The following is a 15,068-nucleotide window of genomic DNA, read 5'->3' on the forward strand; positions in this document are numbered from 1 at the left end:
GGCCCGGACCGCGCCTCCTCCTGGAGGAGGCGCAGCCGGGCCGCCGCATAGCCGCTGGGTCCCGAGTCTTCTGCTTCCTTGCGTACGTCCGTACTCGTCACCCAGCGACTCCTGTTCTTCTTCCCTGCCCTTAGAGCGCGTCGGGTCCGCGCTCGCCGGTCCGGACCCGGACGGCCGTCTCGACCGGGACGGACCAGACCTTGCCGTCTCCGATCTTGCCGGTACGGGCCGCCTTGACGATGACGTCGACGATCTGCTCGGCGTCGTCGTCCTCGGCCAGCACCTCGATGCGGATCTTGGGTACCAGGTCGACCGTGTACTCGGCGCCCCGGTACACCTCAGTGTGTCCCCGCTGCCGACCGTAGCCGCTGGCCTCGGTGACCGTCAGGCCGTGTACCCCGAAGGCCTGGAGAGCTTCCTTGATCTCGTCGAGCCGGTGGGGCTTCACGACGGCTGTGATGAGCTTCATGCCTCAACCTTCTTGGCAGCGTCGCTGCTCTTCGCGGGAGTGGTGGACGCGGTGGAACCGGACATGTGCGAACCCGCCGCGCCGCTGAAGTCGTATGCAGTCTCAGCGTGGAGCGCCTGGTCGATACCGCTGACCTCGTCGTCCTCGGTGGCCCGGAAGCCGATCGTCTTCTTGATGACGAGGGCGAGGATGTAGGTCACGACGAACGTGTAGCCCATGACCGAGAAGGCACCGATGGCCTGGGACAGGAACTGGCTGCCGCCGCCGACTCCGCCGATGGCCAGGAAGCCGACCATCAGGGTGCCGATGACACCGCCGACGAGGTGGACGCCCACGACGTCCAGCGAGTCGTCGTAGCCCAGCTTGTACTTGAGGCTGACGGCCCAGGAGCAGAGCGCACCGGCGACGACACCGATCAGCAGGGCGCCGAAGGCGTTGACGCTGCCGCCGGAGGGGGTGATCGCGACGAGACCGGCGACGGCACCGGAGCAGGCGCCCAGCGTGGTGAACGCACCGTGACGGATGCGCTCGTAGACCAGCCAGCCGATCATGGCGGCAGCGGTCGCGATCTGCGTGTTGAACGCCATCAGACCGGTGGTGCCGTCGACGCCGAGCTCGGAGCCGGCGTTGAATCCGAACCAGCCGAACCACAGCAGGCCGGTGCCGAGCAGGACCAGCGGAAGGTTGTGCGGCCGCATCGGGTCCTTCTTGAAGCCGACCCGCTTGCCCACGACGAGGACCGCCGCGAGAGCACCGATACCGGCGTTGATGTGCACCGCGGTACCACCGGCGAAGTCGATCACGGCCGGGTCGAGCTGGGAGAGCCAGCCACCGCCCCAGACCCAGTGGGCGACCGGGAAGTACACCACGGTGACCCAGGCGCCGATGAACACCATCCAGGAGCTGAACTTGACGCGGTCGGCGAGCGCACCGCTCATCAGCGCGGCGGTGATCACCGCGAAGAGCATCTGGAAGAGGGAGAAGGCGAAGAGTGAGATCTTCTCGCCCGCGAAGTTCTCCATCGTGCTGTCGGCGTTGACGCCCTTCAGCCCGATCATGTCCAGGTTCCCGATGAAGCCACCCGCGTCGCCGCTGAAGGCGAGGGAGTGGCCGTACAGGACCCACAGGACGCTGACGATGCCCAGCGAGATGAAGGACATCATCAGCATGTTCAGCACGCTCTTGGAGCGCACCATGCCGCCGTAAAAGAGGGCAAGGCCGGGCGTCATCAACATGACGAGCGCCGCGCTGATCAATACGAATCCGGTATCTGTGCCGTTCAAGGCCGGTATCTCCTCGTCGTCGGAACGGCCCGTGCGGATGCTCAAGCTGTGGGGAGGGCCGACTGTAGTGAGGAGACTGGCGCAAATCCGTTTCACGGGGCTCGCCGACATGTTGCACGGAGATGACGAAGACGCCAGTCGTGTTACGACTGGGTGAAGTGCCGTGTGGGGTGAGGACCGATCGTTATCCTGGCGCAACCTTCCCCCGAGGACAGCGAACCGGCCACGGCCGGCCATCCGGTGACCTGGCGTGAGGGAGCCGAGTCGGGCGGTTCGAGATGGCGGGCCGCGGCCGGAGTCCCGGGGTCAGACCGCGTCCGCGGTCTCGGGCAGATCCACGGCCAGTTGCTCGGTCAGATCCAGCACCTCGGCAGTGTCTCCGAAGTCGCGTACGGCCGTGTCGACGGTCTTTCGGATACGAGTGTTGACCCGCTCGGAGCGCACCTTCTTGGCGACCGCGAGGGCCTTTCTGGCCAGCACCGCGCTCTGCTCGGGCTCCCGCTGCAGCAGATGCACCGTGGCCATCCCGATGAGGTTGAGTGCGTACGAACGCTGATGCTCGGCGTCCTTCTCGAAGAGGTCGACGGCCTTCGCCATCGCGGGCTCGGCGAGTGAGGCGTATGTGGGGCTGCGGCCCGCCACATAGGCCAGGTCGCGGTAGGAGTGGGAGTTCTCCCCGTGCAGTTCCGCCTCGGAGAAGAAGCGGATCCAGTCGGGCTCGGGCTCGGTGGACTCCTCGGCGTCCTGGAAGCCGTCCTCGGCCATCCGGACGGCGCGCTTGCACTTGCCGGGCTGGCCCATATTGGCGTAGGCCCGGGCCTCCATCGCATACAGCATGGACTGCGTACGCGGGCTCGCGCAGTCGCGGCTCCCGTACTGCGCGAGGTGGATCAGCTCCAGGGCGTCGTCGGGCCGTCCGAGGTGGATCATCTGGCGGCTCATGCTGGAGAGAATGTACGAGCCCAGCGGCTTGTCGCCGGCTTCCTTCGCGGCGTGCAGCGCGAGGACGAAGTACTTCTGGGCGGTGGGCTGCAGCCCGACGTCGTAGCTCATCCAGCCGGCCAGCTCGGCGAGCTCGGCGGCGACCTTGAACAGGCGCTTGGAAGTGGCCCCGGGCTGCGGCTCCTGCAGGAGGTCCGTCACCTCGTGCAACTGGCCGACGACCGCCTTGCGGCGCAGGCCGCCACCGCACTGGGCGTCCCACTGCCGGAACATGGCCGTGGTGGACTCGAGGAGATCGAGCTCGGGCCTGGACAGCCGGCCGGCGCGGCGTGCGGCGGCGGGGGGCTCGGGCTCGTCGCGGTGCGCGGTGGGGCCGGGCACCAGCCAGCGCTGCATGGGCTCGATCAGCGCCGATCCGGCGGACAGCGCCAGCGACGTACCGAGGAAGCCGCGGCGGGCGAGCATCAGGTCGCTGCGCGAGAACTCGCTGATCAGCGCGACGGTCTGCGGGCCTGTCCAGGGAAGGTCGACGCCGGACACGGACGGTGACTGATGTGCGGCGTGCAGACCGAGGTCCTCGACGGCGACGACACAGCCGAAGCGCTCGGAGAACAGCTCGGACAGGATCCGCGGGATCGGCTCGCGCGGGTTCTCCCCGTCGAGCCAGCGGCGCACACGCGAGGTGTCCGTGGAGATGTGGTTGGCCCCCAGCTGGCGGGCCCGTCGGTTCACCTGGCGCGCCAGCTCGCCCTTGGACCAGCCGCTGCGCACGAACCACGAACCCAGCAGATCGTTGGGGCGCTTTTCAGCGTTGGTACCGCTTCCGCCGTTGCCGCCCACTGGAACGCCCCCATCCCTGAAACCACTTGCGCGTTGTGTGCGCCAAGCCCTACCAGATTGCCGGTAACCGCGGTCGCCCGTCCGGTGGTTCTCACCTCTCGAACGAGGAACCGACTTGCCTCCGGCATACCCACGAGTGCATGCGCCCCCAGGACCGTGCACCGACAGTAATCCTACGATCACCCGTCCAGCCACGGGGAACCCCGAAACGCCACCATTCGCCACCCCTTTGAATGAACTCCTGATCACCTCCACGCGATTCACTTGACACAAGACGGCAAGGGGTGGGCGGAGCGATGCACGATGGGGCGCGCGAAGCCGAACGCGCCACCCGGGACGCACCCGGGCGCCGCTTGGCTCCAGACACCGGTGGGAACGCAGAGTCACGTTCCGATTCCGTCGCGTAACCACCGGCGAGCTGAACCCGTTGGAGGGGGCATGGGCTTCACGATCGGCGGCAGCCGGGGGATTCGCGAAATCCGACCCGGCTCACGGCGCCGCGGCCGCTCGTCAGAGTGCACCGCCGTGGCCGAGTTCACCGGACTGTGGGGCTGGGACGTCGTGCCCGGCGCCCGAGCGGCCGCGGGGGCCTGCTCGTGCGGCAGCACCGACTGCCCGGCCCCGGGGTCCCATCCGCTGGGCTTCGCGCCGGTCATCCCGGCCGGTGCCACGCTCGACGAGGCGACCGAGGCCTGGAGCGAGTTCCCCGGCGCCGCGGTGATGCTGCCCGTGGGGCGCGCCTTCGACGTGATCGAGGTCGCCGAGGCGGCCGGGCGTCGCGCGCTGATCCGGCTCGAACGGATGGGCCTCCCACTGGGCCCCGTGACGGCGACCCCGGACGGCCGCGCTCACTTCTTCGTCGCCCCCGGCGCGGCGGCCGATCTGCCCGAGCTGCTCTACCGCATGGGCTGGGACGACGCGTCGCTCGACCTGCACGGCCTGGGCGTCGGCACGTACATCACGGCCCCTCCCTCCGACCGCGCCGGCCTCGGCCCGGTCCGCTGGCTGCGCTCCCCCGCCCTCGACACGGCGACGAAGCCGCCGGCCGCGAGGCTGTTGCTGGGAACTTTGGCCTACGTAACGCATCGCTCGCGCGTGTAGCCCGGACGGGCGGCGCTGACGACGGCGAGCGACCACATGCGCGAGAGCGGCGCCGGTTCAGGCGCAAAGAACGCAGGGCCCCACACCATCCGCACCATGGCGTGGGGCCCTGCCTCGGGTGTGTACCTGGTTCCGGGTACTCGCGTGCGCGCACTCAGTCGCCGATAAGAGCATCCACGAAGGCTTCCGGCTCGAACGGGGCCAGGTCGTCCGCGCCCTCGCCGAGACCGACGAGCTTGACGGGGACGCCCAGCTCGCGCTGGACGGCGACGACGATGCCGCCCTTGGCCGTGCCGTCGAGCTTGGTCAGGACGATGCCGGTGATGTCGACGACCTCGGCGAAGACACGGGCCTGCACCAGGCCGTTCTGACCGGTGGTGGCGTCCAGGACGAGCAGCACCTCGTCGAGCGGCGCGTGCTTCTCGACGACACGCTTGACCTTGCCGAGCTCGTCCATGAGGCCGGTCTTGGTGTGCAGCCGCCCGGCGGTGTCGATGAGGACGACGTCGGCGCCGATCTCCTTGCCTTCCTTGACCGCGTCGAAGGCTACGGAGGCGGGGTCGCCGGCCTCGGGGCCGCGCACGGTGTGTGCGCCGACCCGCTCGCCCCAGGTCTGCAGCTGATCGGCGGCTGCGGCACGGAAGGTGTCGGCGGCGCCGAGGACGACACTCCGGCCGTCGGCCACGAGGACACGGGCGAGCTTGCCGGTGGTGGTCGTCTTCCCGGTGCCGTTGACGCCGACGACCATCACGATGCCGGGCTTGCTCGCCTCCGGCTCGGTCCGGACGGTGCGGTCCAGGTCGGCGCCGACCAGCGTGAGCAGCTCCTCGCGCAGCAGGCCGCGCAGTTCGTCGGGCGTGCGGGTGCCGAGCACCTTCACACGCTCACGCAGCCGCTCGACCAGCTCCTGGGTGGGCTGCACCCCGACATCGGCGGTGAGCAGCGTGTCCTCGATCTCCTCCCAGGTGTCGTCGTCGAGGTGCTCGCGCGAGAGCAGCGTGAGCAGCCCCTTGCCGAGCGCGTTCTGTGAGCGGGAGAGCCGGGCGCGCAGACGCACCAGGCGCCCGGCGGTCGGCTCGGGGATCTCGATCTCGGGGGCGGCCGGGGGTTCCTCGACGGCAACGGCCCCCGAGGTGTCCGGAAGATCCACCTCCTCGATCGTGCGGCGCGGTTCTTCGCGCGGAGTCTCGGCCTCGTCGCCGACGTGCGGCTCGGCCGGAGGGGCGGTGATGTCGGGCGTCGTGGTGGGCGCCTGCGGGGGCAGCCGCTTCTTCTTGCGGCTGCCGACGACGAGCCCGCCGAGCGCGCCGATCACGACCACGGCGATGACTACAGCAAGGATGAGGATTTCCATAACTCCACCAGTATGGCGTGACCCCTCTGACGATCGTCCGTCCTCCTCGCGGGGACTTTCCTTCCCCGCGGGCCGGGCGGGTCCTTCGGCGCGGGCCGGACAGTCCTTCGGCGCGGGCCGGACGGGTCCGCCCCCGGGCCCACCGCGGCGTGCTGAGGTCGCCTCTCTAGCCGTCTGACGCCCCGTCAGCTACCGTCCCCCTTCTCCAGAACCCGTCGAAGGGGCCCGCCATGCCTGTCACGGTCATACGCTTCAACCTGGTCGAACCCGGCGCGACGAGCGAATCACTCAGCGCCCGCTACCAGGCCGCCCTGGAGATGGCCGCGTACGCCGACGACCGCGGGATGACCACCGTGCAGACCGAGGAGCACCACGGCGTCGCCAACAACTGGCTGCCCTCACCCTTCGCCTTCGCGGGCGCGGTCTTCGGAGCGACCCGGCGGATCGCGGTCACCATCTCGGCGATCATCGGCCCGCTGCACGATCCACTGCGGCTGGCCGAGGAGATCGCCGTACTGGACCTGCTCAGCGGCGGACGCCTGGTGACCGTAGCGGGGATCGGGTACCGGCCCGAGGAGTACGCGCTCTTCGACGTCGAGTGGAAGCGGCGTGGAAAGCTCCAGGACGAGCTGCTGGAGACGGTACTCAAGGCCTGGACCGGCGAGGAGTTCGAGTTCCGCGGCCGTACGGTCCGCATCACACCACGCCCGTTCACCCGGCCTCACCCGCTCCTGCTGGTCGGGGGCTCGTCGAAGGCCGCGGCCCGGCGTGCCGCCCGGCTCGGGCTGCCGTTCTTCCCGAGCGCGCATCTGCCGGAGCTGGAGGCGTACTACAAGGAGCGCCTGCTCGAATACGGCACGGAGGGGTGGACCATGATGCCCGCGGCCGTCACCCCGCTGCTGCACCTCGCCGAGGACCCGGACCGCGTATGGGCCAAGCACGGCGAGCACCTCCTGCACGAAGCGCGGACGTACGCCTCCTGGCAGTCCGGCGACATCCGTTCCGCGGTGAAGTCGCAGGCCACGACGGTCGACGAGCTGCGCGCCGAGGGCGTGTACCGGATCCTGACGCCGGACGAGTGCCTGGCCCAGGGCCTCGACAGCTACGTACTGCATCCGCTGTCCGGCGGGATGCCGGTCGACGAGGGCTGGCGCAGCATGCACCTGTTCTGCGAAAACGTACTGCCCCGGCTCAAGAACCTCGAGGGATGAGCCGGGGCGGTACGTCTTACGGGTACGGGGAGACGGCAGCGGGGACTGGACCCGTCTCCCCGAGCTTCGGGGAGCTGTCGCGGGCTTCCGGGAAGGTGTCGTGGGCTCTTCGGGAGCCCGCGAGGCCTGCGGGCCGGCCTAGCCCATCTCCTCCAGCGCCTTGCCCTTGGTCTCCGTCACGAACTTGAGTACGAAGGGGATGGAGAGGGCGGCGAAGACCGTGTAGATCACGTAGGTCACGGAGAGGTTCCACTCGGCCAGGGACGGGAAGCTCGCGGTGATGGCCCAGTTGGCGATCCACTGCGCGGAGGCGGCGACGCCGAGGGCGGCGGCGCGGATCTTGTTCGGGAACATCTCGCCGAGGAAGACCCAGACGACCACACCCCAGGAGAGGGCGAAGAACAGGACGAACAGGTGGGCGGCGATCAGTGCCACCCAGCCCTGGGTACTGGGCAGCTTGCCGTCGACGAGGTCGAAGGAGAAGGCCCAGGCCTCCAGCGCGAGACCGATCACCATGCCCACGGAACCGATGAGCGCGAGCGGCCTGCGGCCGATCCGGTCGACGAAGATCATGGCGATCACGGTGCCCACGATGTTGATGATCGACGTCGTGAACGAGTAGAAGAACGACTCCGTCGGGTCGACGCCGACCGACTGCCACAGCGTCGAGGAGTAGTAGAACGCGACGTTGATGCCCACGAACTGCTGGAAGACGGACAGGCCGATGCCGATCCAGACGATCGGCTTGAAGAAGAAGCTGCCACCGAGCAGGTCCTTGAAGACCGACCTGTGCTCGCTCTTCATGGCCTGCTCGATCTCCAGCACGCGGGCGTCCAGGTCGACGCCCTTGCCCTCGACCTCGGCGAGCACCTCACGGGCGCGCGCCTCCTTGCCGGCGGCGATGAGATAGCGCGGCGACTCGGGGATCGCGAAGGAGAGCAGGCCGTAGAGGACGGCCGGGACCACCATGACGCCGAGCATGACCTGCCAGGCCTCCAGGCCCATCACCTTGCCGCGCTGGTCGCCGTCCGCGATGTTCAGGATGCCCCAGTTGACCAGCTGCGAGACGGCGATGCCGATGACGATCGCGGCCTGCTGGAAGGAGGCGAGCCGTCCCCGGTAGGCGGCGGGAGCGACCTCGGCGATGTAGGCGGGGCCGATCACAGAGGCCATACCGATGGCGAAGCCGCCGACGACGCGCCAGAAGGCCAGGTCGTACAGCGCGAACGGCAGCGCGGAACCGACGGCGCTCACCGTGAACAGCACGGCCGCGATCTGCATACAACGGATGCGGCCGATGCGGTCGGCGATCCGGCCCGCCGTGGCGGCACCGATCGCACAGCCGATCAGTGCGATGGCGATGACCTGGGCCAGGGCTGCGGAGCCGATGTCGTAACGGTCCCGGATGGCTTCGACGGCGCCGTTGATCACGGCGCTGTCGTAGCCGAAGAGGAAACCGCCCATCGCGGCCGCGGCCGCGATGAAGATGACATGGGCGAGATGCTCGGGATGAGCCTCTCGGGCTCCTGACTTGAGTGCCTGCGCTGAGCTGGTCACATGTATCTCCTCGGGCCACCGGCCTCGCTGCCGGGGTGGGGGCGGACCTTGCCGGCGGCGCACAGCGTCCTGCCGCCCACCACCTGAAGGTAAATGCAATCTTTCCGAGGCTATGCCTTCAAGAATCGAAGTCAACAGGGGGGTGACGCTTGATTTACCGACACCACACCTGTGCAAGTGAAGGACTTGTGTTCAATGATTGAATGTAATGTGCCTCGCAGCACCCGCAGCCGCAGAGCTGCGGCCCGCACGGCTAACGAAGTCGCTGGCTGATGACCTTCGACACCCCGTCGCCCTGCATGGAGACGCCGTACAGCGCGTCGGCGACCTCCATCGTGCGCTTCTGGTGGGTGATCACGATCAGCTGCGAGGCCTCCTGCAGCTCCTGCATGATCCGGATGAGCCGTTGCAGGTTGGTGTCGTCGAGCGCCGCCTCGACCTCGTCCATCACATAGAACGGGCTCGGCCGCGCCTTGAAGATCGACACGAGCATCGCCACGGCGGTCAGCGAACGCTCACCACCGGACAGCAGGCTCAGGCGCTTGACCTTCTTCCCCGGAGGCCGGGCCTCCACATCCACGCCCGTGGTGAGCATGTTGTCGGGATCGGTCAGGATCAGTCGCCCATCACCGCCCGGGAACAGCCGGCTGAAGACACCTTCGAACTCCCGGGCCGTATCCCAAAAGGCCTCGGTGAAGACCTGCTCGACGCGCTCGTCGACCTCCTTCACCACCTGCAGAAGATCGGCGCGCGTCTTCTTGAGGTCTTCCAGCTGCTCACTGAGGAACTTGTGGCGTTCCTCCAGGGCCGCGAACTCCTCCAGGGCCAGCGGGTTGACCTTGCCGAGCTGCTGGTAGGCCCGCTCGGCCGACCTGAGCCGCTTCTCCTGCTCACCACGGACGAACGGCCGGGGCTGGTTGCGCGGGTGCTCGGGGTCCTCGGGCAGTTCCTCGCCCTCGGCGGGGGGCGAGGGCGGCACGAGCTGATCGGGGCCGTAGTCGGCCACGAGACCCGCCGGTTCCACACCGAGCTCCTCCAGCGCCTTCGACTCCAGCTGCTCGATCCGCAGCCGCTTCTCGGCGCCGAGTACCTCGCCGCGGTGCACTGAATCCGTGAGTTTGTCGAGCTCGGCCTTGAGGTCCCGCCCCTCGTTGCGAGCCACGACGAGATCCTGCTCCCTCAGCGCCTTGGCTCTCTCGGCGGCGGCACGCTCTTCGTCGGCCCTGCCCACCGAGACCTCGACATGCGCGAGGAGCTGCCGAGCGCCCGCGGCCACGGCCTCGGCGACGGCGGCCTCGTGCCTGAGCCGCGCCCTGCGCTGCTCGGCACGCGCGCGTGCCTCACGTTCGGCGCGGGCGGCCCGGTCCAGCGAATCGGCCCGCCCCGCAAGCCCCTTGACCCGCTCCTCGTGCGTACGCACCTGGAGCCGGGCCTCCATCTCGGTCTGCCGCGCATTGGCGCCGTCGGCGGCGAGCCGGTCCCTCACGGAGGTGTCGGGCTCCTCCTCGACCGGCATCTCCTCGGCCACGGCGAGCCGTTCGGCCAGCTCTTCCGCCTCCTGTACGGCCCTGTCGAGGGCTTCCTGCGCCCGCGTGGCCGCGGCGGTACTGCGCTCCGCCTCCCCGGCGGCCCCTCGCGCCTGCCCGGCCAGCCGTCCCAACTGCTGGGCGACGGCCGACCGCTCCCGCTCACCGGCCCGCCGTCGCTCCCCCAGCTCCTCGACCAGCGCCACACGTTCTCCGCGCTGTTCGGTGGCGAGATGCTGGGCCTCGGTCAACTCCTCGCATCGCACGGCGAGTTCTTCGAGCTCGGCAGCGGCTTCGTCGACGGATGCCTGCACTTCGAGCAGGCTCGGCGCCCCTGCCGACCCACCGTGCGCGAAGTGCGCCCCGAGCAGATCGCCTTCGGCGGTGACGGCGGTGAGATCGGGCCGCGCGTACACAAGGTCCTCGGCGTCCTCAAGGGTCCCCACCACCACGATGCCGCGCAGCAGACGGCGTACGGCGGGCATGAGCTCGGAGGGGCCCCGGACCAGATCGGCGGCGTACGGGTATCCGGGAGCGCCGCGCTCCGGCGGTACGCCGCCGGGGTCGCCGTAGGGCGGGGCGGCTGCGGGGCGAGTCCCCGCCGACTGTGCCGCGGCAAGGGCGCCCGCACTCGCCGCCGTCTCCTCGGGCGCCCCCGCCAGCAGCAGGGCCGCTCGTCCCGCGTCCCGCTTGCGGAGCAGGCGGATGGCTTCGGCGGCCGAGGACGGGGTCGTCACCGCGATGGCGTCCGCGGCTGCGCCGAAGGCGGCGGCGAGGGGGACCTCGTGGCCCGGGGTGACCGACAGCAGCTCGGCGGCGGGGCCGAGCAGTCCGGTGAGACGGTCCTGCGCCTCCAGCAGAGCGCCCGTGCCGTCCTTGCGGCGCAGGCCGAGGGCCAGCGCCTCGTGGCGGGCCTGGGTGGCCGCGCGCCTGCGCTCCGCGGACGTGGCCGCCTCGCGGGCCGTCGCGAGGGCGGTCTCGGCCTCGGCCAGCGCCGACTTGGCCGCCTCGTGCTGCTCGGCCAGATCCGCGTCGCCCGCGTCCAGACCGTCGACCTCGGCCTTGAGCGCCTCGTACTCCTCCTGCGCCGCGACAGCCCGCTCCTGGGCCTCGTCCCGCGCGGAGGCAAGGCGGTCGATCTCGGCCTGGGCGGAGGCGGCACGCGAACGGGCCGCGTTGACCTGGCCGTTCAGCCGGGCGAGCCCCTCACGGCGGTCGGCGATGGCGCGGGCCACATCCTTCAGGCGCCGCTCCTCCATCGCCAGTTCGCGCTCCAGTTCGGCGCGATGGGCGACCGTGTCCTCCAAGGCCCGCTCGGCCGCCTCCAGGGCCGCCTCCAGCTCGGCCTCCTGCTCACGGATCCGAGCGGCCTCGCGCTCCATGTCCTCGGGGTCGCGTCCGCGCCGCTCCTCGGGAGGCTGGGTGGTGGCGCTCTTGACGCGCGCGTCGGCCAGCGAGATCGTCCCGCGCACCCGCTCGGCCAGCTGCGACAGCTCGTGCCAGGTCTGCTGGGCCCGCTGGAGCCGTGGCGTGAGGCGCCGCACCTCGTCCTCGAGCTGCGCCTCCCGCTGGAGTGCCTTCTTCAACTCGGCCTCGGCGGCGTCCTTGCGTTCCTTGAGCGCCGCCTCGTCGGCGACCTCGGCCTGGAGCGCCTGGCGGAGTCGTACGAGATCGTCGGCGAGCAGACGCAGGCGGGCGTCGCGGAGGTCCGCCTGGATCACCGCTGCCCGGCGCGCGACCGCCGCCTGCCGGCCCAGTGGCTTGAGCTGACGCCTCAGCTCGTCCGTCAGGTCCTGCACGCGCGCGAGGTTCGCCTGCATCGCGTCCAGCTTCCGCAGCGCCTTCTCCTTGCGCTTGCGGTGCTTGAGGACGCCCGCGGCCTCCTCGATGAAGGCGCGGCGGCCCATCGGATCGGCGTGCAGGACGGAGTCGAGCTGGCCCTGACCGACGATGACGTGCATCTCCCGGCCGATGCCGGAGTCGGAGAGCAGTTCCTGGATGTCCAGGAGACGGCAGGTGTCGCCGTTGATCTGGTACTCGCTGCCGCCGTTGCGGAACATGATCCGCGTGATGGTGACCTCGGCGTACTCGATGGGCAGCGCACCGTCGGAGTTGTCGATGGTCAGGGACACCTCGGCGCGGCCGAGCGGCGGCCGCCCGGTGGTGCCGGCGAAGATGACGTCCTCCATCTTGCCGCCGCGCAGCGACTTGGCCCCCTGCTCGCCCATGACCCAGCTGAGCGCGTCCACGACATTGGACTTGCCCGAACCGTTGGGGCCCACGACACACGTGATGCCCGGCTCGAACCGCAGCGTGGTCGCCGAGGCGAACGATTTGAACCCGCGGAGGGTCAGGGCCTTGAGGTGCACGCCGCTGGACTCTACCTCGCACCTCTGTCTCACTCCATGAACCCGCGGTTTCGCCCATGAACGTGCAGGGCACACCAGACGTTAAAGAGAGTGAAAGAGTGCGCGGGACAGAGTACGCGGGGCCAAGAAAGAAGGGACGCCGAAGCGTCCCTTGCAAACACTGGTTGAGCGGCTGACACGGACAGCTGATCACTGATCGCGTCGTAGCGGTGCTTGTGATCAGGTGAGCGCAGGCTCCGCCTGGGGTACGTCGATGCTCTCCATAAGCTCGTCGTGAGAAGCGGCAGCCGAGAGCGCGTCGTTCTCCGCCTGGATCCGTACGAGCTCGGATTCCAGGTCCTGTACGCGCTGCTGGAGCCGTCGCATCTCGGCGAGGAGTCGCGGGTCGGAGCCGCCGACGTAACCGAGAAGCGCCTTTGCCATGATGGATGGTCCTCCACACTGAGTGACCGACCGGAACGGTGTGGGTCGTGAGGGAATCGCACCCTTGATGCTTGGCACTGTTGAGTTTTTGCTGCCGTTCTTACATGCCAAACAGCTAAGGTGCGCGGGGCTTTCAGCGTCTCACCAAAAAGTTTGACGGTCAACACGATCACGCCCCGTATCGGCGGGCAGCCCCGGGCGCGCGGCCTGAAAACTGGCGGCGCGGCCTCTCCTCGGGGGCCCTTAGGGCGTGGCGATCATCCTTCCTTGCGGAGCCTGCCACGGCAAGCGGTTCTTGGCAACCACCAGGCGGTTTCTGCCTGGGGCAGGTGCCTCGGGCCTGTCCGAGCGCTCGGCCTGGGGTGTTCCGACCGGTCGAACAGCGAGGGATCTCAGCGGATGGCGAAGCCGTCGTAGCCGCCCCGGGGCGTGTCCCAAATCTCAGTCACACCCTCGACGAGGCCGGGCGTGTCGTCGCCCTGGAGCCAGTCGAGCAGCCCCTGGCATCCGGACCGCGGGCCCTCCGCCACCACCTGGACCCGTCCGTCCGGCAGATTGAGAGCAAAGCCACTCAAGCCGCCGATCTCCAGCACCTTGGCACGCGTGAACCAGCGAAAACCGACACCTTGTACCCTTCCGCGCACCCAGGCCACCAGCCGCACATCTTCATTCATGGCTGCACGCTAACCAAGCAATTGCTCCGGGAGCGCTTCCTCCCCCTGCGCCATGCGGTACCGTCCCCACCCAATGAACCTCACCCGTTCGAGTGAGGAACGTTGACCGTATGGATGAGGAAGGCCAGGAGATGGGACGCCACCGACGCTCCGCCGCCGGGCGCGCCGCCACAGGCCGCGCCACGGGGGTCACGCAAACGCACGGAACCTACACGGGCGGCTACTCGACGGCCGACGCGGGTGACTACGCGACTGACCCCTTCTCCACGGTCAGCGCCGGCGGCCATGGCATGAGCGACCGTTACGCGCCGGGTGACACCTACCAGAGCAGCGACGCCTACCTCTACGCGACGGGCGACGTCGACGCGTACGCCACCACGGCGTACGCGGCCTCGCCGTACTCCCGCTCGCCGTACTCCGGCTCGCCCGGCTTCACGCCTCTCGACGGCCCTCGGCGCGGTGGCTCGCGCCGCCGCAAGAAGGCCGCGACGCCCGTACGCACAGGTCTGCTCGGCGTCTCCGCCGCCGTCGCGATGGGTGCCGTCGCGGTCGCCTCCGGGCTGCTGCCCGGCGGTGACTCGAACGGCGACAACAACGCGGGCAACGTGCAGACCGCGGACTCACCGACCGGGCTTCAGACGCAGGGCGGCACCGACGGCTCCCCGGACGACCGCGGCGACTCGGGCACGAGTCGTGACGCCGACCGCTCCCCCTCACCGTCGGCGACGCCCACGAAGGCGACGGACGAGCCCACGAAGAAGCCTTCCGCGAAGCCGACCACGAAGGCGCCGGAGAAGTCGACGAAGCCGACTCCCACGCGTACGGCCACGAAGGTGCCCAAGCCCATCCCGCCGAAGGCGGTGTCCCCGGAGACCGCGGCCGAGGCAGCGGTGCTCTCGCTGGTGAACAAGGAGCGGAAGAAGGTGGGTTGCAGCCCCGTGACGTCGTCCAGGGCACTGGCCGCGCTGGCCGAGGCCTTCAGCGAGGACATGGCGGACCGGAACTTCTTCGACCACACCGACCCGAGCGGCGCCACGCCCTGGGACCGCGCGGAGAAGGCGGGCATAACGAACCTCGGCGGCGAGAACATAGCCCGCGGGCAGGCCGACGCCGCAGCGGTGATGGCGGCCTGGATGGACAGCCCCGGCCACCGCGCGAACATACTGAACTGCGACTTCAAGACCCTGGGCGTCGGCGTGCACTTCGGCTCCGGCGGCCCTTGGTGGACGCAGAACTTCGGCTACTGAGACAACGAACAGGGCGGTAACCATTGGTTAGCGCCATCTGTGGGTTAGCGCTGCGTCGGAGTACGCTGAGGG

Annotated in this window: 11 protein-coding genes; 3 read left to right on the plus strand and 8 right to left on the minus strand. The window is 69.5% G+C overall.

Annotated features, from left to right (window positions below):
• Positions 1–130 precede the first annotated feature (130 nt).
• The 3 genes from FGD71_RS07200 to nsdA all read right to left on the minus strand — a co-directional run bounded on the left by FGD71_RS07200 (position 131) and on the right by nsdA (position 3,534).
• Positions 131–469: a P-II family nitrogen regulator gene (locus FGD71_RS07200; RefSeq protein WP_119099559.1), complete on the minus strand. Its 339-nt coding sequence runs from the start codon at positions 467–469 to the stop codon at positions 131–133.
• Positions 466–1,752, minus strand: a complete 1,287-nt coding sequence (locus FGD71_RS07205; protein WP_119099560.1) for an ammonium transporter — start codon at positions 1,750–1,752, stop codon at positions 466–468. Before FGD71_RS07205 ends, FGD71_RS07200 begins: the two co-directional genes overlap by 4 nt.
• 306 nt (positions 1,753–2,058) lie before the next feature.
• On the minus strand, positions 2,059–3,534 hold the full coding sequence (gene nsdA / locus FGD71_RS07210) for a transcriptional repressor NsdA (RefSeq protein ID WP_119099561.1): 1,476 nt from the start codon (positions 3,532–3,534) through the stop codon (positions 2,059–2,061).
• 438 nt (positions 3,535–3,972) lie between these two features.
• On the opposite strand from nsdA, the gene FGD71_RS07215 reads away from it, so the two are divergent.
• Positions 3,973–4,635 (plus strand): bifunctional DNA primase/polymerase, encoded by a 663-nt coding sequence (locus tag FGD71_RS07215; protein ID WP_119099562.1) that lies wholly within the window; start codon positions 3,973–3,975, stop codon positions 4,633–4,635.
• Positions 4,636–4,789: 154 nt separating this feature from the next.
• On the opposite strand, the gene ftsY is transcribed toward FGD71_RS07215, so the two are convergent.
• Positions 4,790–5,989, minus strand: a complete 1,200-nt coding sequence (gene ftsY, locus FGD71_RS07220; RefSeq protein WP_119099563.1) for a signal recognition particle-docking protein FtsY — start codon at positions 5,987–5,989, stop codon at positions 4,790–4,792.
• Between the two features lie 230 nt (positions 5,990–6,219).
• Between ftsY and FGD71_RS07225 the strand changes: the two genes are divergently transcribed.
• Positions 6,220–7,200, plus strand: a complete 981-nt coding sequence (locus FGD71_RS07225) for an LLM class flavin-dependent oxidoreductase (protein ID WP_119099564.1) — start codon at positions 6,220–6,222, stop codon at positions 7,198–7,200.
• Positions 7,201–7,338: 138 nt separating this feature from the next.
• Here FGD71_RS07225 and FGD71_RS07230 read toward each other — a convergent pair whose 3' ends face one another.
• The 4 genes from FGD71_RS07230 to FGD71_RS07245 form a co-directional block, all read right to left on the minus strand.
• Positions 7,339–8,757: a sugar porter family MFS transporter gene (locus tag FGD71_RS07230; RefSeq protein WP_119099565.1), complete on the minus strand. Its 1,419-nt coding sequence runs from the start codon at positions 8,755–8,757 to the stop codon at positions 7,339–7,341.
• A 253-nt stretch (positions 8,758–9,010) separates the two neighbouring features.
• Positions 9,011–12,652 (minus strand): AAA family ATPase, encoded by a 3,642-nt coding sequence (locus tag FGD71_RS07235; protein WP_119099566.1) that lies wholly within the window; start codon positions 12,650–12,652, stop codon positions 9,011–9,013.
• 219 nt (positions 12,653–12,871) lie between these two features.
• Positions 12,872–13,075 carry a hypothetical protein gene (locus tag FGD71_RS07240; protein ID WP_119099567.1) on the minus strand — a complete coding sequence of 68 codons (204 nt, stop codon included), beginning with the start codon at positions 13,073–13,075 and terminating at the stop codon, positions 12,872–12,874.
• Between the two features lie 392 nt (positions 13,076–13,467).
• Positions 13,468–13,749: an acylphosphatase gene (locus FGD71_RS07245; protein WP_119099568.1), complete on the minus strand. Its 282-nt coding sequence runs from the start codon at positions 13,747–13,749 to the stop codon at positions 13,468–13,470.
• A 110-nt stretch (positions 13,750–13,859) separates the two neighbouring features.
• Here FGD71_RS07245 and FGD71_RS07250 point away from each other — a divergent pair, with 110 nt between their 5' ends.
• Positions 13,860–14,996 (plus strand): CAP domain-containing protein, encoded by a 1,137-nt coding sequence (locus FGD71_RS07250; protein ID WP_240436443.1) that lies wholly within the window; start codon positions 13,860–13,862, stop codon positions 14,994–14,996.
• Positions 14,997–15,068: the final 72 nt, after the last annotated feature.

This window comes from Streptomyces sporangiiformans (genome assembly GCF_005768555.2).
GTDB lineage: Bacteria > Actinomycetota > Actinomycetes > Streptomycetales > Streptomycetaceae > Streptomyces > Streptomyces sporangiiformans.

Coding starts and splice junctions, on each gene's coding strand:
- FGD71_RS07200 (WP_119099559.1), bottom strand. CDS start 469: ATGAAGCTCATCACAGCCGTCGTGAAGCCCCACCGGCTCGACGAGATC.
- FGD71_RS07215 (WP_119099562.1), top strand. CDS start 3,973: ATGGGCTTCACGATCGGCGGCAGCCGGGGGATTCGCGAAATCCGACCC.
- ftsY (WP_119099563.1), bottom strand. CDS start 5,989: ATGGAAATCCTCATCCTTGCTGTAGTCATCGCCGTGGTCGTGATCGGC.
- FGD71_RS07225 (WP_119099564.1), top strand. CDS start 6,220: ATGCCTGTCACGGTCATACGCTTCAACCTGGTCGAACCCGGCGCGACG.
- FGD71_RS07240 (WP_119099567.1), bottom strand. CDS start 13,075: ATGGCAAAGGCGCTTCTCGGTTACGTCGGCGGCTCCGACCCGCGACTC.
- FGD71_RS07245 (WP_119099568.1), bottom strand. CDS start 13,749: ATGAATGAAGATGTGCGGCTGGTGGCCTGGGTGCGCGGAAGGGTACAA.
- FGD71_RS07250 (WP_240436443.1), top strand. CDS start 13,860: ATGGATGAGGAAGGCCAGGAGATGGGACGCCACCGACGCTCCGCCGCC.